This is a genomic window from Bacillus sp. RB3 (genome assembly GCF_030164735.1).
In the GTDB taxonomy this organism is placed as follows: domain Bacteria; phylum Bacillota; class Bacilli; order Bacillales; family Bacillaceae_G; genus Bacillus_A; species Bacillus_A cereus.
In genome coordinates, this window is the sequence record NZ_JASNGE010000004.1 from 68,312 (window position 1) to 93,686 (window position 25,375).

Consider the following 25,375-nt stretch of genomic DNA (forward strand, 5'->3'; position numbering starts at 1 on the left):
ATATTAATATTATTAATAGAACAACGAGAGTTATGTTAAGTTTTTGTAAACTTTTCGATAAAATGTTTTAAAAAACGACAGTTTTTTGTTAGAATTGATTAGCCAATATATTTTACATATATTACTTTTGTGGGGGTAACAATAATGGTCTTTAAATCAAAAAAAGATAAATTTTCTGAAATGTTAATGAATGTTTCCGAAAATTTAAAAGAAGGCGCGCAGTTTTTCGTGGAGTATAAAATTAAAAATGCTAGCGATTTAAAAGAGTTTTCTATGCGCATGAAAGAGTATGAGTCAAAAGGTGACTCATTTATTCACGAAATCATTATGGAGTTAAACAAAGCGTTTATCACTCCGATTGAACGTGAGGACATCCTACAACTTGCAATGAGTATGGATGATGTATTAGACGGATTAGATCACAGTGCTGGTCTGTTCGAAATGTATTCTATTACAGAAGCAGATGAATACATGATTAAATTCGTAGAAGCAATTAATCAATGTGCGATTGAGATTGCAAACTCTGTTGAATTAATGTCTAACAAAAAATTAGTCGACATTCGTACAAATGCGATTAAGATTAAGGATTATGAATCACAGTGTGATGATATTCGCCGTCATGCGATTAAGAACTTATTCTCTCGTGAAAAAGATCCGATTAAGATTATTCAATTTAAAGAGATTTACGAAGAGCTTGAAGAAGTAGCTGATAGCTGTCAAAGCGTTGCAAACGTATTAGAAACAATTATTATGAAGAACGCGTAAGGAGTTTGATCATGGATACACTCTTGATACTGACCGTTTTAGTAGTCATTTGCGCTTTAGCTTTTGACTTTATCAATGGATTTCACGATACAGCAAACGCTATTGCAACGGCTGTTTCAACGAAAGCTCTAAAGCCTAGACATGCCATTATTATGGCGGCTATTATGAACTTTTTGGGCGCAATGACATTTACAGGTGTAGCAAAAACGATTACAAAAGATATCGTTGATCCATTCGCCTTACAAAATGGTTCTCTTGTAATTTTAGCTGCTTTGCTTGCGGCGATAGCTTGGAACTTAATTACTTGGTACTACGGTATTCCAAGTAGTTCTTCGCATGCAATTATCGGATCAATCGCAGGTGCAGCAATTGCGGCCGCTGGGATTAGCTCGCTAAATCTTAAAGGATTTATTAAAATTATTGAAGCTTTAATCATTTCACCGATTATCGCTTTCGTTATTGGTTATACCGTATACAGTATTTTTAAAGTAGTATTTAAAAACTTTAACTTAACAAAAACGAATAAGAACTTCCGTATATTCCAGATTTTCACTGCAGCATTACAAGCCTACACACACGGTACGAATGATGCACAAAAAGCAATGGGAATCATTACGATGGCTCTTATGGCTAATAACTATCATACTTCTAGCGATATCCCGTTCTGGGTACAATTATCTTGTGCTATCGCAATGGGGCTTGGTACTTCTGTCGGCGGATGGAAAATTATTAAAACTGTCGGTGGACAAATTATGAAAATTCGTCCTGTAAATGGTGTAGCTGCCGATTTATCATCATCACTTGTTATTTTCGGTGCAACATTCATTCACTTACCGGTTAGTACGACGCACGTTATCTCTTCTTCTATTTTAGGGGTTGGTGCTTCTCACCGTGTGAAAGGGGTAAAATGGGGAACTGCAAAACGCATGTTAATTACATGGGTTATTACACTTCCTATTTCAGCTTCTTTAGCTGCTCTGTTTTACTACCTATTACATTTTGTTTTCTAATCAAAAGTCGTCTTCCTTATTTTTCTAGGAAGACGACTTTTTTGTGAACAAGCCTATTTCTCATTAAAAAGCGTGTATAATAATTGGTGGATAAGTTATTTAGAGGAGTTGGCAATTTTGGAATACATCATGTTACTTTTCATCGGACTAATCGCCGGAACAGTCGGCAGCCTAGTTGGGCTTGGAGGCGGAATTATTATTGTTCCGTTATTAATTGGATTACACAGTTTATCACCACAACTTGCAGTAGGGACTTCCATGGTAACAGTCGTTTTCACAGGACTATCTTCCACCCTTACTTACATGAAGCATAAGCGAGTAGATTATAAAAGTGGACTTATTTTATTTATCGGAAGCGGCCCTGGTGGTATTATCGGATCATGGGCAAATAAATTTTTAAACCAAGACACATTTTCTTTATACTTTGGGATTTTCCTTATATTCGTCTCAATTCTACTTATGCTTCGAGACAAATTAAAACCTCTTTCCCTCTCAAATACGTCTGTAATTAAGCGTTCTTTTACAGATAATGATGGAAATACTGTACACTACCAATTCCCACCGTTTCTTGCTATCTTTATCGCCTTTATAGTTGGGTTTATATCTGGATTATTTGGAATTGGTGGCGGTGCCTTACTTGTTCCAGCAATGATGCTTCTTTTTGCATTCCCAGCACATATTGCAGTAGCAACTTCAATGTTCATCGTATTTCTATCAGCAATTGTAAGTTCTGCAACTCACATCTCACTTGGAAATGTCAGCTGGATTTATGCATTAATCCTGATTCCGGGTGCATGGATTGGCGGAAAAATCGGGGCTTACATTAATACAAAACTAAGTGGTAACGCCGTAATTAATTTATTACGTATTACGTTGATTATTCTTGGAACTAGATTAATCATTATTTCCCTTTTATAACGTATTCTTTTTAGAATGCGTTTTTCTTATACACATGAATATAAAAATCCTCCGAGGAGAACAAATAAAATTAAACAAACACATAATAACATATAATTTGAAATATGTACTTTCTTCAAGTTGACCACTCCTATAACTGCGACTGTTATCTTTATGATAGCGAAAAAATAGTTCACTTGCAGTTACAGAGTGCTAACAATGCAAAATCAATTATTACAAATTTTATCCTTATATTTCATTTCTTTGTATATTCTATCGATTTAATAAAAAAAGATGTCATATTGACATCTTTTTTAATGAAGAAGTGACCACCCCATGAAGTCTTCATGTACTTGGCACGCCCTCTTATCGTTTCGATCATATAATTCAGCATAGCTATCTGTTTCTTCATCATAAGCCATCGTATAAATAATTTGGCCGTCTACTTCAACGGATAAAACGACTCCACCTTTCATCTCTTCTACATGAATGATAGCATTCGCCGGAATTCTCATATCCGTCATTCTCATCGCATCTAACAATATACTAAACCCCCTACAGCGTATTCATTGCTAGTACTATTACACACTAAATAGTATACTACTGTAATAGCATACATTTCGTCAATGAAATTGCTGTTGAAATAGCATATTGTCTATATACATATACGCTAAAATAGAAGAAATAGAAACATATTAATGGGGGGCTAACATTGATTCTACACAAAGGAGATGTACTATTCCGTCAAGGCGAGGACGGTCCTTTATACTTTATAAAAACAGGCTTATTAAAAGTAGTTCGGCTAGAAGAAGACGGAACACCATTTTTATTCAACATTATCGTTCCAGGTGAAACGATACCTCATCATTCTTTAATTTCACCGAAAGAATATCACGGTACAGCTATCGCTTTAATAAAAACAGAAGTGGAACCGATCACTAGTAGTGAATGGTACGAGAGACTTCAAGCAAATCCCGAATCGTATGCTAACATCGCTATGCAATTGCAATCTAAATTAAGAATGATGCAACAACGAATTGATCAATTGACAACCGTCTCTCCGAAAGAACGTCTTCATCGTTTACAAGAATGGTTCACCCTATATTTAGGTGACATTCCTATATATGAAATATTAACACAAACCGAAATTGGTCAACTGATAGGTATACGTCGTGAAACAGTAAACCGTTTATTACGAGAACAAATAAAAAACGAGGTAAAATAAATACCTCGTTTTTTGCTTATTGTAAGCTTGTTGCTGGGCCGAAAAATTCATAATGAATATGCTCTTGTTTCACACCTAAATCAGTTAGTGCAGCATTTATATGCTTCATAAATGCTACTGGACCACAGAAATAAAACTCTGCTTCAGTTGTCGGAATAATAGTTTTTAACCATTCACTTTCAATGAAACCTTCTTTATCAAAGTTCTTCATTTCTAAATCTTTTTCAGTCGGTGCAGAATAACAAGTATATGCTTTAACTTGTTCATATTCATTTTCTACTGCCTTAACGTGTTCTTTCATTGCATGTGTATTACTATTTATTGCTGCATGAACAAAATATACATTACGTTTTGAATCTTGTTCAATTAACGTATTTAACATACTCATCATCGGTGTAATCCCTACTCCACCACTAATTAGTACAACTGGTAATGTTGAATCCATATTTAACACGAAATCTCCCGCTGGTGCACTTACTGGTAAAACATCTCCTTCTTTTACATGTTCATGTAAGTAATTAGACACTTTACCGTCTGGTGTATCTACACCTTTTTCTTTTTTTACACTAATACGATAATATTCTTTCCCAGGAGCATCGGATAAACTATATTGACGATTATGTGTATATGTCTCACCTTCAATATTGATTTGAATCGTTACATATTGACCTGGGATGAATGAAGAAACTTTCCCTCCATCTTCAGGTTTCAAATAAAATGACGTAATAACATCGCTTTCCTTCACTTTTTTAACAATCACAAAGTTGCGGAAGTCTTTCCATCCACCTTCTTTATGTGCAGCTTCTTCATACATCTCTGCTTCAATGCTAATGAATGCATCAGCAATGACACCATATGCTTCTCCCCATGCATTTAAAACTTCATCAGGTGCACCTGCGACCTCTTTAATGGCACGTAGTAAACATCTACCTACAATCGGGTAATGCTCTGCTTTAATACCTAAACTTCTATGCTTATGACCAATTTGTTTTACAACTGGAATAATAGCTTCTAAATTATCAATGTACGTTGCAGCTGCATAAACAGCATTCGCTAACGCTTGTTGTTGTCTTCCCTTTTTCTGATTTGTATGGTTGAAAATATTCAATAACTCCGGATGTTCCGAAAATAAAATTTCATAAAATCTCGTTGTAATTTCAACGCCTTTTTCTTGTAATAATGGTACTGTTGACTTTACGATTTCAATTGTTTTTGCACTTAACATTGTATCCCACTCCTCTATTTCCTTAACTGTTTTTAGTTTAACTGAATCTTATAATGCAGATTGTGATTTTAATCACTATTAACACGGTGTTTTTGTGAATAATATATGAACATTGTATTTACAAAAAAAAATAAGCTAACTAGAATTCTAGCTAGCTTATTTTTTTGTTTGTATAGCTTGTTCAATTACTTTTATATCTTTCCCATCGCCAAACTCCGTATATCCCCAGATATTCGTTTCACCTCTATATTTATTTACGATAATATCCAAGTCATGATATACACGGTGGGCATACACTACATACTCAATATTTTGAAGTTCCACACCTTTTTTTACAATTTCATAGCTTCTATTTACATCACGTTTTATTTTTTTATTCTTTATTTCTGTATGTATATTTTTTAACGATGATTCTTGTTGTTGAAACCATTGCTTAAATTGATTCCAATCCCCGTCTGTATAATTCTCTGCTTTACCGTAATTTAAGAAATTATTATAGCTTTCATGTGTCATTCGAATAAAATTTAGCACTTTTGTCTCTTCTTGCACATCTTCTATTTGAGCTATTGTATTTACCTCAGCAGGCTTATTCGCATAATGTAACAGCACTTTCATAAGACTATAGCTTGCAATGACCATCACGATAATAATCCCGAATACACTTAAGAATTTCTTCATATACAGAACTCCGTCTCTACTAAAAATATTACAATGTATGACTATACTTGTAACTTTCTCTCGTAGAAATATAATTCCTGTATAAATTCTTCCTATCATTTCGACAATATTTTTCTATACATTTCTCGTTGGCAAATGTTCTTGTAAAACAATATATCCTTCATAAGCTGTGTAACCGAGTATAGCCATTAATCCGATATAACAAGCAAATACTGTCCATTTCGTTTTCGCATCCACTTTATAATAGTTTTCTTGTTGTTCCTTTTCTGTTTTCCATTCATTTAATTTTCTTTCTGACGCTTCAAATGCTTCCCTTATGTGAATTGTATACTCATCTTTTTCATCTTCATATGGAACATAATCTAACGGTTCGAACTTCGGTAAAAGATACTCTAACACTTCCATTTTTTGAAGTTCACCTATTTGTAACTCTTTTTCCCGTTCTCTTTGTCTTAATGCATTCATCTCATGATGCATCACGTATATAGTCCGATGTACAGCACCCGTTTCTTTTAATTCCTCTTCAAGCCTAGTAACATATTCTTTCATCCCATCAATTTTATGCCCTAATTCCTTAATCGGCTCATCTCTCTTTATTACTCTATATAACTCCATACAACCGATAATAACAATAAATCCTCCCAAAATACTTTTAAAGTAAATTGAATAGCCAAGTAATAAAATAAGGCCTGCTCCCCAAATTTTAGTACTGACAACTGAAATAATTCGCCCACCATCTAGCGGCGAAACGGGAATTAAATTAAAGAAATTAATCATACTTCCAAGCAAAATAACAAGCGCCCAAAATGGCTCTTTCGTCATTATATAAAGCGGTATCGCTGGTAAAAATGACAGAAGTCCGAAAAGCGGACCCATATAGGCAATGTAAGCTTCATCTTTCGCATTTTTCGGCATCTCTTTCATTCCAATAAGGGCCCCCATAAATGGAATAAAGATTGCTGGCGATGTTGGGATCCCCTTTCTTTTCGCAGCCCATAAATGGCCCATTTCATGAACAAACAACAAATAAATGAGCGCCACTCCAAATTTCCAACCATATAGAACTGCGTATGCGCCAAGCGATAGAAACATACTAAATACCGTTGAAAACTTTGCTAATTTAAAAATTGCAAATACCCACTTTAACTTAGACAGTAAAAATAGACCTATCGCAACAATAATTCCCCATAATCCTTTTTTATTATTTTTCATATTCCTCTCCTTTATCCCTCATTAATGAATCATATCATTCATCAAAGCTTGTTCTTTTCTCTATTATGACATATTTTTTTCTATTGTTAGAAATAATGTTTATATAATCCATTTTCAGCCAAAAATATAAATAAAAGGAGGTGTACAAAAATGAATTTACAATCTCTTATAATAGGTGCTCTATCGTTTTTAGCTTCAACTCTTATTTTTTATACCGTTAGTTACGTATTATTATTAGATTTGTTGCCCAATCACGTATTTATTGCCCTTGTCATCCTTTCCGCTCTTATGATTTCTTTTCTTATTACACGAAAATCAATGAATGAGCCATCTGCAAAAGCAAAGTAATAGAGAGGGGTGCTTTCCCCTCTCTATTATCATTTCCTAGGAAAGGTCATATAGATTTGACGAGTTTATATTCATTCCAATCCGTAAGGGCTAATTAAAGTCTCACTTTATCTTTGAAAATTCATTTTTTCACCATAATCTTTAACAATCTGAATTATATTTTGAAACACACCTATTTTTTCTTTTTTACTGTTTAATATTTTCAAATCATAACTTTCGTAATATGTTTCTAATGATTTTAATTGTGATTCTGAAGCGCTTTTTATCGGAACAGTAGCATGCAATTCATATTGCTTATACCCTTCCTTTACTTTTTCACCTAAAATCATTTCACTCTCTTTTGCTCCAATTAATTTTTGAACTTTTTCTGGAAAATTGAGTTGCAAATAATATTCTTGCTCCTTCACTAACTTATTGTATAGTGATTGTGAAATCGTATACCGTACCGTATAATTCACGTTTTGATCGCCTGTTTTAATATGAAACGCGGTAATCTGCAAATCTTTTTTTGTTACTTCCGTTAAAGGGCTTACCTGCATCTCATCTTCTTTTTGTTCTGAGACATTTGGAAATATATCCAAAAGCTTTTCCGTATCTTTTTCATTCAACATATACATAGCTTTCTTATATTGCACCCATCCTCGTCTATCTTCTCCCCTTAACCATGCATAATAAGTTTCTTTTTCCCCATCTCTACTAATTTGTATTTCATATTCAGGTTCACCGAAGCTTCCTGTTATTTCTTGTTTCTCAGCTTTATTCAAAATGTCTATTACTAACTTCGCTTCTGATTCCTGCAACTTTTTCTCTTTATGTTTTTTTTGTATAACGGTTACCCCTATTGTTTCTTTCACTTCATTCACCGTCTCTTCTACTTTTTTTGTTTCTTTTTTCGGCTCAACTTGACCACAAGCTGCTAGTAACATAACAAACAACAACACCAATACATATTTCCCTTTCAAATTAATCCTCCTCTTACGATAAGAAATCCTTATAATCTTCATACATAAAACAAAAACGTGACATCCTATTAAATACGCTATACTAATCATTGAAAGGAGGTCTTTATCATGTCCATTAATTTTCATGATGAAAATAATAAGTACACATATGCAACAAGAAACGCTCATATTTCTTGGGCTGAAATGGTAAAAAACATTACAGAAATACAAAACAAGCAAATAATTGATATCGGCTGTGGTGGTGGGATTTATACGAAAGAACTCGCTCTTATGGGAGCCAATAATGTTGTGGGACTTGATTTTTCAAAAGAAATATTACAAGCTGCAAAAGAAAATTGTAACAACTTTTCAAACATTTCATTCATCCACGGTGATGCACATAATATCCCATACCCTAATGAAACATTCGACATAGTTATTTCGCGTGCAGTTATTCATCATTTACAAGACATTCCTACATTTTTACGTGAAGCTTCTCGTATATTAAATAAAAACGGTGTACTTATTTTACAAGATCGAACAATTGAAGATTGTACAATTCCAGGAAGTTCCGAACACATTCGCGGATATTTTTTCTCTCTATTTCCAAAACTTATTGAAATAGAGTCAAAAAGACGTCCAAAAACCAACACTATACAGACAGAATTACAAAAACATTCTCTTCATGTACTTCCCACACAAACACAATGGGAAATACGAAAAATACATGATTCTGTAGAAACATTATTGCAAGATTTATCTCCTCGAACAGGTCGATCCATTCTATATGAGTTAACAGATGATGAACTTTCTCAACTTCTACAACATATACAGACCGCATTACAAAACGTCTCTCCTATTATTGAAAGAGATCGATGGACAATTTGGAGCGCCATGAAGTTGTAAGAAAGGAAGCCTCACAAAATAATGTGAGGCTTCCTTTCTTTCATAATCTAATTTTGCAACACTCTTGATATCCTCCACTTCTGGCCTGTGCACTTCCACACTTCGGACATACTAAATATCTAGACTGATTTGTCAACAAACTACCTTTTTGAAAGAGTAAAACTTCTGCTTGTTTAAACGAACGCGAATAATATAACCACATAAAACCAATTATAGCAATAATGCCAAATAATACTCCCATCGCAAGCATTTCAGTCACCTCTTTTGGTTTGTTCTTTCCAGCAAGTGGATTGTTGTATTATTCTCTATAAATTCAAACAATCCCTTCTTCACTCCTATAAATATCAATTTTCTCTATAAAATTTACAATTCTCCGCAAATTTTCACTACCATTTTACAATTCATCATTTCCTTTACAACAACGAATATCACTTTCGATATTTCCGTATATAAATATATCTTTCAAAAAACATATTGACTTTCTAAAAAAAACATGCAACAATACTGTCAGAATACTTGAATAAAAATTCATTGACGAGAACGAGTACGTTATAGAACTGTTCCCCAGAGAGTTGGCGATTTGCTGAAAGCCAACGTTCAGCGCGTAACCGAAAATCATCTCCGAGAAGTAGAACCGAATGTTACAGTAAGTTCTTACCGGCCGTCCCCCGTTACAAGGAACACGTATCATGTTGTACGTTGCAAAGCCGTATACATATAGATTTATTTCTACATGTGTAAATTAGGGTGGTATCGCGGGTAAATATAACTCGTCCCTTTCTTTAGGGACGAGTTTTTTGTGTTCTTACAAATGAATAAAAAAGGAGGAAAAACAATGAACACTGTATCAAAAAAACATATTTTTTTCACGGGTCTTATGCTATTTTCTTTATTTTTTGGGGCAGGTAATTTAATTTTCCCTCCCATGCTTGGCCAAAATGCAGGTGAAAACTTTTGGCCAGCAATGATTGGATTTTTACTAACAGGAGTTGGCTTACCACTACTAACTGTTATCGCAATTTCTCTATCTGGAAATGGAATGCAGCAACTTGCAAGTCATGTTCATCCATTATTCGGAATTTTCTTTACAGTAATTGTATACATTGCTATCGGTCCATCTATGGGCATCCCACGTGTTGCAAATGTCGCTTATGAAATGGGGGTTAGTTCTTTCTTACCAGAAACAATCCGCTCTAGCAGCCTAGTGCTATTTGTATATACAATCATCTTCTTTACTATCGTATTTTGGCTGAGTTTGAATCCATCTAAACTTGTTGATCGTATTGGAAATGTATTAACACCTATTTTATTACTCTCTATTTTCTTATTGTTTGTTAAAAGTGTATTTACACCACTTGGGCAATCAGGACCAGCAATGCAAGAGTATCAAACTTCTCCAATCTTCAAAGGCTTTATGGAAGGCTACTTAACAATGGACACTATTTCAGCACTTGCATTCGGAATTATCGTTGTAAATGCAATTCGCTCTAAAGGTGTGAATGATCGTAAGTCCATTGCCATCGCCACAGCAAAAGCAGGGCTTATTGCCGCTACAGGGCTCGTACTTGTATACGGTGCACTCGGCTGGCTTGGAGCAACTAGCGTCTCGCTCGGATATGCAAAAAATGGCGGACAGCTACTTACTGTTATCGTACAACAATTATTCGGTCCATACGGTTTGCTCCTATTATCTCTTATCGTTACACTCGCTTGTTTAACGACATGCGTTGGACTCGTATCTGCGTGCAGCCAATATTTTTCAACATTATTGACTACATTTTCATACAAAACGTTCGCGAGTATCATTTGCGCATTAGGATTACTAGTTGCCAACTTAGGTTTAACGAAAATTATCGCAATCTCTGTTCCAATTCTACTTGTTGTGTATCCAATTGCGATTGTACTCGTACTACTATCATTACTTCATAAATACTTCGGTGGATATCGCTCTGTTTATGTAGGTGCTTTAATTGGAGCAGCTGTAGTGAGCGTATTTGATGGATTAAAACAAGGTGGTATTTCAGTTGCATTTATCACACCATATTTTGAATTTATCCCTTTATATAATGAAGGAATCGGCTGGCTAATACCAGCATTAGTAGGAGCTCTTATTGGTCTTGCAATGGCTAAGTTAAGCGGTACGAAAAAAGTTCCATTAGTAACCGAATCTCACGAAGTAAAAGCCTCCTAAAAAAACTCCCAAAAGGGAGTTTTTTTATATTTGATACGCAGCATGATTAAAACTGCTTATTTTATAAGCCTTCGTATAATATTCAATATTCGTATCAACTGTTTCTACCTTGACAACATCATAGCGCTCTTCTTGCTTTACTAAAAATAAATAGTATTCCTCTGTTGCCTCAATAATCGCAATTTTATCTGTTTCAACATTATATCGTTCACAAAGCGCTTGTAATGCGTTCACATAATCCCCTAATTTTTTAGACTGATCCATTCCGAATATAGTTTGAACTAACATATACATTCTCCCCTTTATATGTACTGTTAACACCTCAATGATAACGCTTACATTATTTATCGTCAATAAAAACATTCAATTGTTTTAACACCAAATCTATATTGTATCGAGCCAATAATCAGCGAGGAATTCCCCGCCAATTAAAGTTTCACTTTATCACTTCGTTAATTGATGCCTAAATGCATAAATAACCGCCTGAGTACGGTCACTTACATTCAATTTATTTAATATATTACTCACATGTGTCTTTACCGTTTTCAGTGCAATAAATAACTCGTCCGCAATCTCTTGATTACTTTTTCCCTCTGCAATTAATAACAAAATCTCAAACTCTCTTTCCGTTAAATCATCATGCAAAGGTTGCTCTTTCTTTTGACGCATACGGGACATCATTTTCCCGGTAACTTTCGGCTCTAATACTGTTTCTCCATCATAAGTAGCTCGTACAGCATCAGCAATATCACTTGCTCTTGATGTTTTTAATAAGTAGCTGGTCGCCCCAGCCTCAATAACAGGATACAATTTTTCGTCATCTAAAAAGCTTGTTACAACTACAATTTTTGCTTCTGGCCATTCTTGAATAATAGCACGTGTTGCTTCGACACCGTCCATCTCATCCATAACAAGGTCCATTAAAATAATATCCGGCCTTAATTGCAATGCTAATTGTGATCCTTTTCTTCCATTCTCAGCTTCCCCTACTACTTCAATATCTGGCTGTGTAGATAAATATGCCGATACACCCATACGAACCATTTCATGATCATCGACAAGCAATACTTTTATCATACTTCTCCCCCTCTCTCAATCATAATCGGTACTTTTACTTCTATTTGTGTACCTTTGGCCGGGAAACTAAGTACCTTAAGTGTCCCACCAATTTCATGAACACGCTCTTGCATCGATCTTAGGCCATATGAACCAGCCTTATTAACCCCTACTTCAAACCCAACGCCGTCATCAATGATTTTTAAAATCGCATATTGATCAATTTTTCGAAGGCGCACTTCTGTTTTCTTTGCCTTCGCGTGTCGCAACGTGTTTGATAGCGCCTCTTGCACAATACGGAATAAATGATCTTCTACACCTTTTTTTAATTCTATTGGCTCAATAAGCCATTCAATTTTCATATGTTGTTTTCGCGATAATTCCGTTAATAATTCCTCTATACCTTCTGTCAGTTTCTTACCTTCCAATTGTACAGGACGTAAATGAAGGAGCAATGCTCTCATTTCTGATTGAGCATTTACAACCATATTTTCAACAAGTTGCAATTGTTTTTTTGTCACATCTGGAAATTCAGTTATTTGTTCATTAATCGCTGACATCATCATCGACATTGCGAAAAGCTGCTGACTTACTGAATCATGCAACTCCCTTGCTAAACGATGCCTTTCTTGAGAAATCGCTTCTTGTCTCATCTCTTCATTCCAATGAGCTCGTTCATTCGTTACTTTTTGAAAGAGTCCAGCTTGCTCCTCTAATCGACGAGCCAGAACGATTACTTTTCGTTCCACTTCATGAAATTCATCATCTGCAGTAAACGAAACATCGCTCGGAAAATTCCCTCGCTCTACTTCAAATAGAAACGTATTTAATCCTTGTATACGCTGCTCTATATAGTAACCGATTGCATATCCTACAATTCCCCCGATAAGTAAACTTGTAGTCATAATAAACAAGCCAATTGGAACAGAAGCGATGGATTCCTTCCATAATAAATCATACACTTGTTGCTCGCTTTTCCATACATATACAATTGTACAAATGAGTGCGATACTAACAGAGGACAACATAGAATAACGAATATACATCCACGAAATATTTTTTTGTTTCTTCATTATACTTTCCTCACTTCCGTGTCGCCTACGACAAGCGAAGAAATAATTTTAATACGTCGAGGAGCCTCTTTATACTGCTCTGTTCTAAATGTAACATTGCGGTTAAACCCTGTCTCTTCATGACCTGGCAAGAGCACACGCCCGACAATAACAGAATGATTTAAAGAAAGTTCAATATCATATGGCACATATAAACGAATATTACCAACGACACCTCGAATAACAATTACCGTTTCCCCTTCTGGAATCATAGCAGTTGTTAAATCTATTTCCACATCACAAGCACCATATTGAACATTAATATCCTCAAGTTCATAAATATGATCCATCATTCGCACATTGCCTACAAACATATTTTTTAAATATGGTTCTGTACGATATATTTGCTTCTCTTCGTCTATCATCCCTTTTTCTTTAATTTCAACCTTCATTGCTTTTTGCTGATGCCCTTGTTGAATCAATTGATAACCAATTAAAGCTAAACAAGCAAATACGACAAGAACAAATGCTGCTGATGAAAATAAGAAGAATAAAAATACGATACCACCAACAAATAAAAATACATTTCCCCGTACATAACGATTCTTTTTACGATAATGCCTTCCAAACATAAGCATAATAAATGCAAAAATGAGACCACCTGGTTCAAAATGTCCAAGTATCATATCAAGAAAAAGACCGAACCCAAATATGATGAGGAGCATCCCCATTAATTGTGTCTTTGAAAAATGTTTCTTCATTTCAGCTCCCCCCTTCTTGTCACATATACATAGAAGAAAAGGCATTGCTTTCCAACACCTTTTCTCCTATCACTATATCATAAGCCTGTTTTATAATATACTACTATTATTTTGTTAACTCTTTCGTTAACGATACATCATTCTTTTCTTTCATTTCACGCTCAAGTTTTGCAATTTTCATATCAAATGTGTCACGCTCATGCTCTTCATTCATAAGAGTTTCTAAGTCACGAATATGATCTTCAATCTCTTCAAATCGTAAGAATGGATTATTTTCATCCATTTTATGCATCGCAGTATTCATACGACGATTTGCATGTGCCATATTTTCACGTGCCATTAGTTCCATACGCTTTGCGTGCATTTCTTTTAATTTATTTTTCATTTCAGAAAGACGACGCTCTAACTCATCAATTTGCTCTACAACACCTGCATACATTTCTTCTAATCGAGTTACTTGCCCTTCATAATAAGCTACCTCTTCTAACGCACGTTCGTGCAATTGTAATTCACCTGCTTCTTGAGCAATGATAGCTTGCTTTGATCTTTTATTAACGAAATAACGTGCTTGCTCAAGCTCACGAGCAAAGTTAGATTTTAATGTTTTATGACGCTCAATTAACTTCTCAATTTTTGTTATTTCACGCTCACTATCACGTAAATATTGGTTTAACATCGCAATTGGATTTTTTCTTTCCTTCTCATCTAACACGTTATGAAAATCAGCTAAAATTGCATCGCGTACACGTCCGAATAAAGATTGTTTCATTATAAATCTTCCTCTCTTCTACTTTAATTATAATTTGATTTATTGTTTTAGTTTTTCATTAATTTGTTCCACTCATCTTCAAAGTTGCTATATGATTTAGAACTTTCTGGAGCAGATTGAACAACTACATCTTTTTCTTTTTTCCACTCACGGTATCCGTAGTATAAAACCACTAAAGCAGCGATACCGATTAATGCTGGCGAATGAGAAAGTGCAATGGATAAACCGATTAAACCAACAATACCCCAAGCTAACTTTCCAAAAAATGATTTAGCTCGCACAAATGATTTATAGCTCCAATATACAACTCCTGCTCCGATTGCGAATCCTACAATACCAGCAAGACTACCAAGAGCAATTAAAGCCAAAATACCGGCTGCGATAAACGCTAGAAATTGTTTCATCTTGTGCTTGCCTCCCTTCGATTTGATACTCTTATCTTAACTATTTTTTCATCTTTCCATAACGAGCTTAAGAACCGTTTTTAACTCAGACTTAAGACCGAGTCATATTCAGCCCTTTACGCAAAAAAAACGTGCAGAGTCTATTCTCTGCACGTTTTTTAATTACTAACATTCATATTAAATTAAGCAGTTTTATGATACTCTTTTTTCTTAGCTACTTTCGAAAACCTTGGAAACCCAATTAAAATAGAAACAATCCCACATACTCCAACTAAAATTGGATAAAACGCATACGGTAACAATTCAACTGGAGATAACGCTGCAAATCCTGCTGCCGTTAACATTTGGGCACCGTACGGAATCAATCCTTGCACACAACATGAGAAAAGATCTAATACACTCGCTGATTTACGAGGGTCTATTTCATATTGATCTGCAATATTTTTTGCAAGCGGGCCTGTAAAAATAATTGAAATTGTATTATTCGCTGTACACATATTCGTCATACTCACTAAACCAGCAATACCAAATTCCGCTCCTTTTTTCGAACGAATATTACGTGTTAATACATTCATTAAATATTGAATACCACCATTATATTGGATTAATTCAACCATACCGCCAATTAATATAGCAAGTAATACTAACTCCATCATACCGCCCATTCCAGTCGTTACACTTTTAAAGAAACTTTCTAACGTGTAACTTCCATCTATAAGACCGATAACACCAGATAGTACAGTTCCACCAGTTAATACAATAAGTACATTCCAGCCAAGTAGCGCTGTAATCAGTACTCCTGCGTACGGTAAAATCTTTATCCAATCAAAGCTATGTGCTTTAATCTGCGTGTCACTCCCTGAAGTAACTATTACTAATAGTACAATTGTAATAATAGCCGCTGGTAACACAATTAAAAAGTTCGTTTTAAACTTATCTTTCATTTCTGTTCCTTGTGAACGAACAGCTGCGATTGTTGTATCTGAAATAAATGATAAATTATCACCAAACATCGCTCCGCCAACAACAGTAGCCATTGCAAGCGCAATTGAGATATCAGTTTGACCACTAATACCTACAGCAATCGGCGCTAATGCTGCAATTGTTCCCATTGAAGTTCCCATCGCTAATGAAATAAATGCACCAATAACAAAGATTCCAGCTACGATAAATCCTGGCGGTAAAATAGTTAATGCTAAATTAACAGTTGAGTCTACTCCGCCCATTCCTTTAGCAGTTTCAGAAAATGCACCTGCAAGCACAAAAATTAATACCATAATCATAATATCCGGATTTCCTGCACCTTTAGCGAACCGCTCTACTTTCACATTAAAACTTTCTTTACGATTCATCATTAAAGCGACTCCTACAGCAATTGAGATCGCTACAAGTATCGGCAATTTATAGAAATCACCTGTAATAATTCCAGAACCAATAAATAGCGCCAAAAATATCCCAAGTGGTAATAAAGCTAAACCATTTCCTCTCGTTTCTTTCAAAGTATCATCTCTCCCTAGTTTCAACCTTTTTCTAATGAATAACAAAAGACCTCTTCCGATGAGAAGAGGTCTTATACATCTATAAGAAACACTCTTCTCATCTTTCAAGCACACGCTTGCTGGATTTGGCACAGCACTCTGAAATCGAGTCCGCTGCCGAGGCATCGTAGGGCCAGTCCCTCCGCCTCTCTTTATAAGAAGGTTTCATATTTATTTTTTAATAATAATTTCTTTCCTAACTTTACTCGCTTACAAAACAAAAGTCAATTATTTTTTGTATAGATTTTTTTGGTAATTATACAAAAATTCGAATACAACAATCATTTTAACTTTTCTATTTCTTCTTTCAACATTGAAATCCAATAAAATTCATTATTTTTTATTGCTGCTAATATCCATTTCGTAGTGTACCAAGCTAACTCATACTCTTCCTTCGTGACATCGACACTTTTATAAGCATCCTCTAGCTCCTCTTCATCTAATACATACACCTTACCGCTAGGTAATAATACTACATCTAAATATAAATCATCAAAATACGGTAAACCACGATCGTCTATTTTATATTCTTTCGCCACATCGATATAATATTGCACTAATTTTTTCTGATCATCTAACATAGCGGTAATCGCAAAGTTTTTCCCTTCTATAAAATATTGAACCCACGTATACTGATCCGCTGCAATACAAAGTTCTTCACCATCATATTCTTTACAACTAGGCTCTCTCACCTTTTTTATATCCAGTATTCCGAGCATTCCCTCTTCCACTTGCTTAACCGTATAACTCTTTTCTATTAGCCTCTTCCACGAAGAACCGTCACCATATTTTCGTTTCATTATGTCTGCTCCTCTTCTATATACAGAAAAGCTCCCACATATTATGTGAGAGCTTGTTCATATTATAATTAAGCCGCTTGACCCTTTTCAGAAATCTCTTTTAAATAAGCTTGTCCTTTTTCAGCGTCATATTGACCTTCCCACTTAGACATAACTACAGCTGCTAAAGAGTTTCCTACAACGTTAACTGCTGTACGAGCCATATCTAAAATACGGTCAATACCAGCAATGAACGCTAAGCCTTCAGGTGGAATACCTACTGTACCAAGTGTCGCTAATAATACAACGAATGATACGCCCGGTACACCTGCGATACCTTTTGATGTAACCATTAATACAAGCAATAATGTAATTTGTTGTGTAATAGATAAATCAATACCGTACATTTGCGCTAAGAAAATAGCCGCAATTGCTTGATATAAAGTTGATCCATCTAAGTTAAATGAATAACCTGTCGGAATAACGAAAGATGTAATTGCTTTCGGGCAACCGAATTTCTCCATTTTCTCCATGATTTTTGGTAAAACTGTTTCTGAGCTTGCTGTAGAATACGCTAAGATCAGCTCGTCTTTTAAAATCTTAAAGAATTGGAAAATGTTAATTCCAAATATTTTCGCTGTAAGTCCTAAGACAACTACGACGAAGAAAATCATTGCCCCATATACGACAATTAGTAATTTCCCTAATGGAATTAATGAAGCAAGACCAAATGTAGAAACTGTAACACCAATTAGTGCAAACACACCAAATGGTGCAAATTTCATAACTTGGTTTGTTACGTAAAACATTGCGTCAGCTACACCTTGGAAAAATTGAAGAACTGGTCTTCCTCGTTCACCAATTGCTGCTACACCTAAACCAAATAGTACAGAGAAGAAGATAATAGCAAGCATATCTCCGTCAGCTAACGACTTCATAATGTTCGTTGGAACAATATTTACAAATGTATCTGCAAATGAATGACTTTGTACTTGCTCTGTCGTATGTGTATATTTCGAAATATCTGTCTTTGTTAACTGCTCCATATTTACGCCTTTTCCTGGTTGGAAAATATTCGCTATTAATAGACCAACAATAATTGCAATTGTTGTAATAATTTCAAAGTAAAGAATTGTTTTTCCGCCTAGTCGACCTAGTTTTTTAACATCGCCAACACCAGCAACCCCAACAACAATACTTGCTACAACAATCGGTACAACGATCATTTTAATTAATCGGATGAAAATATCACCAATTGGTTGTAAGTACTTCACAACAGCTGGATTATCAAAGAAAATCGCACCAACCGCAATACCAAGCGCAAGTCCTATTAATATTTGCCATGCAAGTCCTATTCTTTTCATATTTGTTGTAACCCCCTCTTCGATGTGTCACTCTATCTCTCATTCTATCTCTATAAAACTAAGAAATTAAGAGTATTACATATTATTCGACAATTCACTACATTTTGTCCCTGTTAAAAATCATAAATCAAAAATTAAAATCTGACAACAAAATAACTTTGCCCGAACACAAATAATTTTCTTGACAAAAAGCAGACCCATGTCAGAAAACCTAACATGAGAACGATTCCTCACTAGTGTTTTATTAGCTTTCCAAGTAATATTTCACCTCATAAAAACGATTACTTTCCTCCTTCATTTTACAGATGAATCCCAAAATTTACCTTTATGTGCATATGAATAAAATGTAAGCATTATGACAATTACAGTTGAAAAATGATAAATTCCGACAAAACTTAGCAATTTTATAAAATTTTCTTTACATTATGATTACAACGATAGACACCCTTCTTCTTATGATATATAACATTCATAGGGAAAGGAGTCAGACAACAATGAAAAAGAAATTTGCAGCGTTTAGTGTTTTAGCAGCAGGAACGATTTTTGCTTCCCCGTTACTTTCACCCGTATACGCTGAAACGAATCAAGATAAATTATCTAACATTCAATCTGAATTAGAAGGCAAACAAAGTGACTTACAAAATAAATCAGTCGAGAAAGAACAAATAGAAAAAGAAATTCAAGAATTACAGAAGAAAATCGATGAATTAACTACTTCCATTAATAAAAACGAGACTGAATTAAACGATACAAAAAAAGAAATTAGCAAAACACAACAAGTAATTACTGACAAAAAGAAACATATAGAACAATTACAAACAAACATAGATACACGTCAGGAAGTTATTAAACAACGATTACAATCTATGCAAGAAAAACCGCGTACAAATATCATTACAGAAGTATTAACAAACTCTACAAACATCGCTGATCTTGTTGATAATATGTACTCCGTAAGTTTAATATTAAACAACGATACAGATATTGTAAAAAAACAAACATCTGATCAAAATGCTGTAACGTCAGAAAAAGAGGCTGTTGAGAAAAAAGAACAACAACTGAAAGAATCTGAACAAAAACTAGAACAAAAACAGCAAGAATTACAAAATAACCAACAACAGCAACAAACTCTTATTAACGATCTACATACGAAAGTAGCAAAAGTAGATTCAGAGATTGAAGGATTAGAAGAATCCAAAGGCATTTTAGAAAATCAACGTCAAGCTGTTCAAAAAGCAATTGAAGAAGAAAAACGTGCCGAAGAAGCTCGTAAAGCGGAAGAAGCTCGCCAGGCAGAAGAGGCTCGCAAACAACAAGCTACTAAATCTGCTCAAGCAACTCAAGCGGCCCCAACACCACATGATACAAATATCGGTGGCTTTATCAAACCAGCAGCTGGATCAAAAACTTCCGGATTTGGTGTACGTTCTTTAGATAATCATAAAGGAATTGACATCGCTGCTTCGGGAACGGTTCCAATTATCGCCGCTGCAGATGGCGTTGTTATTCGTTCAGAATTATCATCTAGTTACGGAAACGTAGTGTATTTATCTCACCGTATAAACGGAAAAACATATACGACAGTATATGCTCATATGAATAGCCGTTCTGTATCGAATGGACAAACTGTAAAACAAGGCGATCAGCTTGGATTTATGGGGAACACGGGCCAATCATACGGACAACATTTACACTTCGAACTTCATCTTGGAGAATGGAATGTCGGCAAGACAAACGCAGTTGACCCATCTCCTTATATCGGATTATAAAAAACCTCGGTGCCTACCGAGGTTTTTTATTTACACTTCACACAATATAGGCATTCTACATAGACTATAACTAAATGCCTATAGTTTACGGGGTGATCAATATGAATACGCAATTACAACAAAAAATAGAAGAAGCTAGAGAGACGTATATTGGCCGGATATTTACATTTGGCGGCTCAGTATTATTTTTAATCGGTTCATTCCTTGCAGTCACTACAGCCTATAAAGCATATAATCGTTTATTACACTCATCAACATCCACATAAAAAAAGACGGGAGATCCCCGCCTTTTTTTATGCAAACATTTTAAATACACCTATCGCATTTAAAAATACAATTATTACAGTTACCGGAATAACATAACGAAGTAAGAAGAACCAAATGTTAAATAACATTTTCCCCTTCGTTTCCGTCACTTCTAATTCTTTCATCAATAACTCTTTACTCATTTTATTTGGTACAAATAATGAAATAGCTAGTACTCCTAACGGCAGCAATACGTTACTTACCGAAAAGTCAACTAAATCAAAGAATGTTTTCCCGAATATTTTCACGTCACTCATAATCCCAAATGATAAAGCTGATGGAATACCGACTGCAAAAATAAGAATACCGATTAATAATGATGCTGACGGACGCTTCTTCTCATTACCTTTCGCAACAGATGCTACTACAATTTCAAGCATTGAAATTGCTGATGTTAAAGTCGCAAAGAAGAATAAAATTAAAAACATAATAAAGAAAAATTGACCAAATGGTATTTTTGCAAATACTGCTGGAAGGACGATAAACAGTAATCCTGGTCCTTCAGTTGGTTTTACTCCTAATGCGAAAATCGCTGGGAAAATTGCTAATCCTGCAAGTACTGTAACAAAAACAGTTAAACTTACAATAGATGTTGCTGATTTCGCTAAATGTTCCTCTTTCTTTAAATACGAACTATACGTGACCATTACTGAGGCACCTACTGTTAGTGAGAAGAAAGATTGTCCCATCGCGTATAAAATCGTATCTGCTGTAAGCTTTGAAAAATCTGGCTTTAAGAAGAACTCTACTCCAGCAAAAGCACCATCGAGTGTTAACGCACGAACAATAATCGCAATAAATAAAATAAATAATAGCGGCATCATGTACTTACTTGCCTTTTCTATACCTTTCTCTACACCTTTACTTACGACAAAAATTGTACAAAGCATAAAGATAAATTGTGCTCCAATCGCACTTAACGGATTTGAAATCGTTTCACCGAACAATTGTCCATAATCAGCTGCTCTATTCCAGAAACTTCCTGTCACACTATAATATAAATAAAGTAAAATCCATCCACCTACAACACTATAAAAAGATAGTACACTAAAACAAGTAACAACTCCCATACGACCAATCCAAGGATATACTTTGCTATTTGGCACTAGTACTTTATAAGCTGTAACGGCCTCTTTTTGCGTGCTACGTCCAATAACAAACTCCGCTATTAAAAGAGGCATACCTATAAATAAAGTTAATAGTAAAAATACAAGGAAGAATGCGCCTCCCCCGCCATTACCTGCAACATATGGAAATTTCCATATCGCACCAAGACCTACTGCGGCTCCGGCTGCTGCGAGTACAAAGCCTATTTTCGACGTCCATTGCTGTGTTTCTTTCATCATAAATTCTCCTTTTCTGAATATTTAAACTTTTGTTAATTATACACTTTCATTTCATACTCGCACACCTCCTTTAGAAAATAAAAAAGTCCCCTACACGCAAATATGCATGTAGAGGACGATATATGTAATATAAATACCGTGGTACCACCTCAATTGGATTGATAAATCCCACTTGTTCAAGTACAGGAATAATTCCGATACTCTATCCTTTTAACGGCGGAACCCGGGTTGCCTACTACAATGTTCAACATACCTCTCGCAAGCCCATTCTGTATATTTTATCGTACCGGGCTCCCACCTAACCCCAGCTCTCTGAACGCATCAAATATACGTACTCTTCTTGCTCATCGATTTTATCTATTGAAGTTACTTGTGATTATAAATTATATTTTTATATTTGTAAAGCTCACTTTATCTTTTATTATTTTAAAACCTTTTCCTCTAATTCTCGTAAAAAACTTTCTCTTTTCCCCTCGTTTTGCACATATACTGATTTCAACACTTCTTGAAGCAATATATTTCGCTCTCTCTTTTCTAACTGTAAATCTTTTAACTTCACCCTTACTTCATATAAAAAATCTAAATACGATTCATATGTCTCATCATATTTATTTGCAATCTCATCTCGAATTTTTTTTGCGAGCTTAGGGCTCGCTCCCCCAGTAGAAACTGCTATATTAAGTAAACCACGATGAATTGCTGCCGGAAAATGAACATTACCACTTTCCGGATTTGTAATAACATTTACTAATTGATTCTCGGCGGCATCTTCAGCAACTTGTTCATTTAATATTGAATCACTACTCGCTGCAACAACTAAAAAAGCACTTTTAATATCACTTTTCTCATATTCTCTTTGATACCAACGAATTTTCTTTTCTTCCACAAGTTTTACTAAATTCGCATCTAATTCTGGACTGATCACAACTATATCCGCACCCTGTTTGAGTAAAGGAATAATTTTAAATCCTGCAACTTTTCCCCCACCAATAACAACAACGCGTTTCTCATTAACTCGCACTGTAAGTGGATACATACTGATCTCCTTTCAATAACTCCGTCGTTTTCTGAATTAACATATCTTGAAACGCTTCATTCTTCCCTAAATATGGACTGATTTTTATCTCTCCCAATTCATATTGGCGCACTTCTTTCTCAATATGTTTCATAAGTAAACCTGTAAATAACAAGTAAGGCAGTACAACGATGTTCTTTTCTTTTTGTTCTACAACTTCCTTTAACTTCTCCTCAAATTTTGGCTCTGCAGCCGCTAAATAACAAACTTCTACTTTTTTAACCTTCTCTTTTGTTTGAAATAAAGAAGCAATCCAGTTTATATCTCTTAATACTTCAGGATCACTGCTCCCTCTTGCAACAAGAAGTAACGTCACTTCATTTTTATCTTCCTGTTCGATGCCACTTCCGCTATACACCGATTTAACAAGTGTTTCTGATACACCAAACGGATTACCATAGGTCACTTTAACATCCGAAAATTGATTAGTTAATTTTTCCAATTCAAAAGGGATATCTTTTTTTACATGCCCTGCCGCTAATAAAAAAACAGGGATAGCAATAATCTCAGTGGCCCCACGCTTCACACATGTACGAAAACCATCTTCAATAGAAGGATTCGCTAACTCTAAAAAACAAACTTCTTGAATAGTCGCTTCTATACGGCTCATACACGATGTAATAAATTGAATCGCCTCTTCTTTCGCTGTCTTCAAACGACTTCCATGACATATATATAAGACGGCTTTCATTTTACAACACTCCACTTACTTGATAAGCATTTTCTGTCTGCTTCTCAAACCAATGAATTTTTTCTCTAAAACGGACAACCTCTCCAATTACAATCATACTCGGATTTTGAATTTGCTCTTTTTTCGCAACATCTACAATTGTCCCTAACGTTCCAACAACTGTGCGTTGCATAGACGTCGTCCCCTGCTCAATAATAGCAGCTGGCGTACTTTTATCTTTTCCATGCTTCATAAGTTGCTCACATATGTAGGGCAAATTACTAACCCCCATATATACCGCTAAAGTCTCTACACCTTTCGCTAAACTCTCCCATTTCACTTCTTCTTCAGCACCTTCTTTCCTATGCCCAGTCACAATAGCAAAACTTGCACTTGCATCACGGTGCGTCACTGGAATGCCCGCATAAGCAGGAGCAGCTATTCCAGCTGAAATACCAGGAATGATTTCAAATGGTACACCTTGCTTTGCTAATGCTTCAGCTTCTTCTCCCCCTCTACCAAACACAAATGGATCGCCGCCCTTAAGCCTCGTTACAACTTTTCCTTTTTTCGCATACTTAATAAGAAACGTGTTAATTGTCTCTTGCTTCATCGTGTGATAATTCGGGAGTTTTCCACAATAAATTAAATCCGCGTCAGGCTTTGCGTGTGAAAGCAGCTCTTTATTCACAAGTCGGTCGTATAAAATAACATCTGCCTTCTCAATACATTTCAACCCTTTAACAGTAATTAAATCTGGATCGCCAGGACCCGCTCCAACAATATAAACCTTTCCCATCATCTCTCCTCATTTCTTCTATTAAAATGAAACTTCCATTCGTATATAAGAATGGAAGTTTTTATTTTTTCGTATTACTGATCTCTACTCATGAATAACAAATGCCGCACCTTTTCGAATCTTCTTTTTTTCAAACAAAGAAATCTCTTTTACCTCTGGCAACGGTAAAAAATGCTTTTCAAGCTCAATCTCCGCAAGCTTAAATGCCTGTTCTTCACTTTGAGCAACAACAACTATCGGAACAATATCACTCACTAATACAGCTTCAAATCGATATAAATCCATATCG

General features: G+C 35.2%; 29 protein-coding genes, 1 riboswitch and 2 other annotated features. Of the genes, 9 read left to right on the forward strand and 20 right to left on the reverse strand.

Annotated elements, in window-relative coordinates; all coding sequences use genetic code 11:
* Positions 1-144 precede the first annotated feature (144 nt).
* The 3 genes from QO049_RS07820 (at position 145) to QO049_RS07830 (ending at position 2,693) form a co-directional block, all read left to right on the forward strand.
* Positions 145-765 (forward strand): DUF47 domain-containing protein, encoded by a 621-nt coding sequence (locus QO049_RS07820; protein WP_000231449.1) that lies wholly within the window; start codon positions 145-147, stop codon positions 763-765.
* Between the two features lie 11 nt (positions 766-776).
* Positions 777-1,775, forward strand: coding sequence for an inorganic phosphate transporter (locus tag QO049_RS07825; protein ID WP_000380273.1), 999 nt, complete (start codon positions 777-779; stop codon positions 1,773-1,775).
* A 117-nt stretch (positions 1,776-1,892) separates the two neighbouring features.
* Entirely contained in the window at positions 1,893-2,693 is an 801-nt protein-coding gene (locus QO049_RS07830) for a sulfite exporter TauE/SafE family protein (RefSeq protein ID WP_000455762.1), read from the forward strand.
* Between the two features lie 293 nt (positions 2,694-2,986).
* Here QO049_RS07830 and QO049_RS07835 read toward each other — a convergent pair whose 3' ends face one another.
* Positions 2,987-3,214: a hypothetical protein gene (locus tag QO049_RS07835; protein ID WP_000883009.1), complete on the reverse strand. Its 228-nt coding sequence runs from the start codon at positions 3,212-3,214 to the stop codon at positions 2,987-2,989.
* A 170-nt stretch (positions 3,215-3,384) separates the two neighbouring features.
* Here QO049_RS07835 and QO049_RS07840 point away from each other — a divergent pair, with 170 nt between their 5' ends.
* A complete protein-coding gene (locus QO049_RS07840) occupies positions 3,385-3,897 on the forward strand; it encodes a Crp/Fnr family transcriptional regulator (protein ID WP_000600585.1) in 513 nt (170 codons plus the stop codon).
* A 16-nt stretch (positions 3,898-3,913) separates the two neighbouring features.
* On the opposite strand, the gene hmpA is transcribed toward QO049_RS07840, so the two are convergent.
* From hmpA to QO049_RS07855, 3 genes are all read right to left on the reverse strand, one after another.
* Complete coding sequence (gene hmpA, locus QO049_RS07845) at positions 3,914-5,122, reverse strand: NO-inducible flavohemoprotein (protein ID WP_167320129.1); 1,209 nt, start codon at positions 5,120-5,122, stop codon at positions 3,914-3,916.
* A gap of 156 nt (positions 5,123-5,278) precedes the next feature.
* The gene (locus QO049_RS07850; RefSeq protein WP_098450976.1) at positions 5,279-5,800 is read right to left on the reverse strand and encodes a hypothetical protein; all 522 of its coding nucleotides are present in this window, start codon (positions 5,798-5,800) and stop codon (positions 5,279-5,281) included.
* Between the two features lie 114 nt (positions 5,801-5,914).
* Positions 5,915-7,012, reverse strand: a complete 1,098-nt coding sequence (locus QO049_RS07855; protein ID WP_000794491.1) for a site-2 protease family protein — start codon at positions 7,010-7,012, stop codon at positions 5,915-5,917.
* Positions 7,013-7,162: 150 nt separating this feature from the next.
* On the opposite strand from QO049_RS07855, the gene QO049_RS07860 reads away from it, so the two are divergent.
* Positions 7,163-7,360: a hypothetical protein gene (locus QO049_RS07860; RefSeq protein WP_001053356.1), complete on the forward strand. Its 198-nt coding sequence runs from the start codon at positions 7,163-7,165 to the stop codon at positions 7,358-7,360.
* Positions 7,361-7,467: 107 nt separating this feature from the next.
* On the opposite strand, the gene QO049_RS07865 is transcribed toward QO049_RS07860, so the two are convergent.
* Positions 7,468-8,322, reverse strand: a complete 855-nt coding sequence (locus tag QO049_RS07865) for a YhfM domain-containing protein (RefSeq protein WP_246962414.1) — start codon at positions 8,320-8,322, stop codon at positions 7,468-7,470.
* A gap of 108 nt (positions 8,323-8,430) precedes the next feature.
* Here QO049_RS07865 and QO049_RS07870 point away from each other — a divergent pair, with 108 nt between their 5' ends.
* Positions 8,431-9,207 carry a class I SAM-dependent methyltransferase gene (locus QO049_RS07870; protein WP_098450977.1) on the forward strand — a complete coding sequence of 259 codons (777 nt, stop codon included), beginning with the start codon at positions 8,431-8,433 and terminating at the stop codon, positions 9,205-9,207.
* A gap of 40 nt (positions 9,208-9,247) precedes the next feature.
* Here the strand turns inward: QO049_RS07870 and QO049_RS07875 are convergent, their stop codons facing one another.
* Complete coding sequence (locus QO049_RS07875) at positions 9,248-9,457, reverse strand: hypothetical protein (protein WP_000880630.1); 210 nt, start codon at positions 9,455-9,457, stop codon at positions 9,248-9,250.
* Between the two features lie 272 nt (positions 9,458-9,729).
* Positions 9,730-9,988, forward strand: a binding site (T-box leader).
* Positions 9,989-10,042: 54 nt separating this feature from the next.
* On the opposite strand from QO049_RS07875, the gene brnQ3 reads away from it, so the two are divergent.
* A complete protein-coding gene (gene brnQ3, locus QO049_RS07880; RefSeq protein ID WP_246962412.1) occupies positions 10,043-11,398 on the forward strand; it encodes a branched-chain amino acid transport system II carrier protein BrnQ3 in 1,356 nt (451 codons plus the stop codon).
* A 24-nt stretch (positions 11,399-11,422) separates the two neighbouring features.
* Here the strand turns inward: brnQ3 and QO049_RS07885 are convergent, their stop codons facing one another.
* The 9 genes from QO049_RS07885 to gltP all read right to left on the reverse strand — a co-directional run bounded on the left by QO049_RS07885 (position 11,423) and on the right by gltP (position 19,121).
* Positions 11,423-11,761, reverse strand: coding sequence for a DUF3922 domain-containing protein (locus QO049_RS07885; protein ID WP_246962411.1), 339 nt, complete (start codon positions 11,759-11,761; stop codon positions 11,423-11,425).
* Between the two features lie 81 nt (positions 11,762-11,842).
* Positions 11,843-12,475 carry a response regulator gene (locus tag QO049_RS07890; RefSeq protein ID WP_000598713.1) on the reverse strand — a complete coding sequence of 211 codons (633 nt, stop codon included), beginning with the start codon at positions 12,473-12,475 and terminating at the stop codon, positions 11,843-11,845.
* A complete protein-coding gene (locus QO049_RS07895) occupies positions 12,472-13,527 on the reverse strand; it encodes a sensor histidine kinase (protein WP_000744326.1) in 1,056 nt (351 codons plus the stop codon). The genes QO049_RS07890 and QO049_RS07895 overlap by 4 nt, the downstream gene beginning before the upstream one ends.
* On the reverse strand, positions 13,527-14,267 hold the full coding sequence (liaF, locus tag QO049_RS07900) for a cell wall-active antibiotics response protein LiaF (RefSeq protein WP_000716096.1): 741 nt from the start codon (positions 14,265-14,267) through the stop codon (positions 13,527-13,529). Before liaF ends, QO049_RS07895 begins: the two co-directional genes overlap by 1 nt.
* 106 nt (positions 14,268-14,373) lie before the next feature.
* Positions 14,374-15,036, reverse strand: coding sequence for a PspA/IM30 family protein (locus tag QO049_RS07905; protein ID WP_246962408.1), 663 nt, complete (start codon positions 15,034-15,036; stop codon positions 14,374-14,376).
* Between the two features lie 47 nt (positions 15,037-15,083).
* On the reverse strand, positions 15,084-15,440 hold the full coding sequence (locus tag QO049_RS07910) for a lmo0954 family membrane protein (protein WP_246962406.1): 357 nt from the start codon (positions 15,438-15,440) through the stop codon (positions 15,084-15,086).
* A 182-nt stretch (positions 15,441-15,622) separates the two neighbouring features.
* Positions 15,623-16,939, reverse strand: coding sequence for a Na+/H+ antiporter NhaC family protein (locus QO049_RS07915; RefSeq protein WP_000665486.1), 1,317 nt, complete (start codon positions 16,937-16,939; stop codon positions 15,623-15,625).
* 94 nt (positions 16,940-17,033) lie between these two features.
* Positions 17,034-17,139: riboswitch (SAM riboswitch) on the reverse strand.
* Between the two features lie 120 nt (positions 17,140-17,259).
* Positions 17,260-17,778 (reverse strand): ribonuclease FAU-1 family protein, encoded by a 519-nt coding sequence (locus QO049_RS07920; protein ID WP_000824666.1) that lies wholly within the window; start codon positions 17,776-17,778, stop codon positions 17,260-17,262.
* A gap of 68 nt (positions 17,779-17,846) precedes the next feature.
* A complete protein-coding gene (gene gltP / locus QO049_RS07925; RefSeq protein ID WP_000821130.1) occupies positions 17,847-19,121 on the reverse strand; it encodes a glutamate/aspartate:proton symporter GltP in 1,275 nt (424 codons plus the stop codon).
* Positions 19,122-19,615: 494 nt separating this feature from the next.
* Here gltP and QO049_RS07930 point away from each other — a divergent pair, with 494 nt between their 5' ends.
* Both QO049_RS07930 and QO049_RS07935 read left to right on the forward strand, forming a co-directional pair.
* Positions 19,616-20,890, forward strand: a complete 1,275-nt coding sequence (locus QO049_RS07930; protein WP_246962404.1) for a murein hydrolase activator EnvC family protein — start codon at positions 19,616-19,618, stop codon at positions 20,888-20,890.
* A gap of 101 nt (positions 20,891-20,991) precedes the next feature.
* Entirely contained in the window at positions 20,992-21,156 is a 165-nt protein-coding gene (locus tag QO049_RS07935; RefSeq protein ID WP_001096002.1) for a hypothetical protein, read from the forward strand.
* 27 nt (positions 21,157-21,183) lie between these two features.
* Here the strand turns inward: QO049_RS07935 and QO049_RS07940 are convergent, their stop codons facing one another.
* From QO049_RS07940 to QO049_RS07960, 5 genes are all read right to left on the reverse strand, one after another.
* On the reverse strand, positions 21,184-22,539 hold the full coding sequence (locus QO049_RS07940) for a sodium-dependent transporter (RefSeq protein WP_246962402.1): 1,356 nt from the start codon (positions 22,537-22,539) through the stop codon (positions 21,184-21,186).
* Positions 22,540-22,650: 111 nt separating this feature from the next.
* Positions 22,651-22,899, reverse strand: a binding site (T-box leader).
* A 64-nt stretch (positions 22,900-22,963) separates the two neighbouring features.
* A complete protein-coding gene (locus QO049_RS07945; protein WP_000283363.1) occupies positions 22,964-23,578 on the reverse strand; it encodes an NAD(P)-binding protein in 615 nt (204 codons plus the stop codon).
* The gene (locus tag QO049_RS07950) at positions 23,553-24,308 is read right to left on the reverse strand and encodes a sirohydrochlorin chelatase (RefSeq protein ID WP_000648885.1); all 756 of its coding nucleotides are present in this window, start codon (positions 24,306-24,308) and stop codon (positions 23,553-23,555) included. Before QO049_RS07950 ends, QO049_RS07945 begins: the two co-directional genes overlap by 26 nt.
* A 1-nt stretch (position 24,309) precedes the next feature.
* On the reverse strand, positions 24,310-25,086 hold the full coding sequence (cobA, locus tag QO049_RS07955) for a uroporphyrinogen-III C-methyltransferase (protein ID WP_000521255.1): 777 nt from the start codon (positions 25,084-25,086) through the stop codon (positions 24,310-24,312).
* A gap of 84 nt (positions 25,087-25,170) precedes the next feature.
* Positions 25,171-25,371, reverse strand: a complete 201-nt coding sequence (locus tag QO049_RS07960; protein ID WP_000366918.1) for a DUF3906 family protein — start codon at positions 25,369-25,371, stop codon at positions 25,171-25,173.
* Positions 25,372-25,375 lie beyond the last annotated feature (4 nt).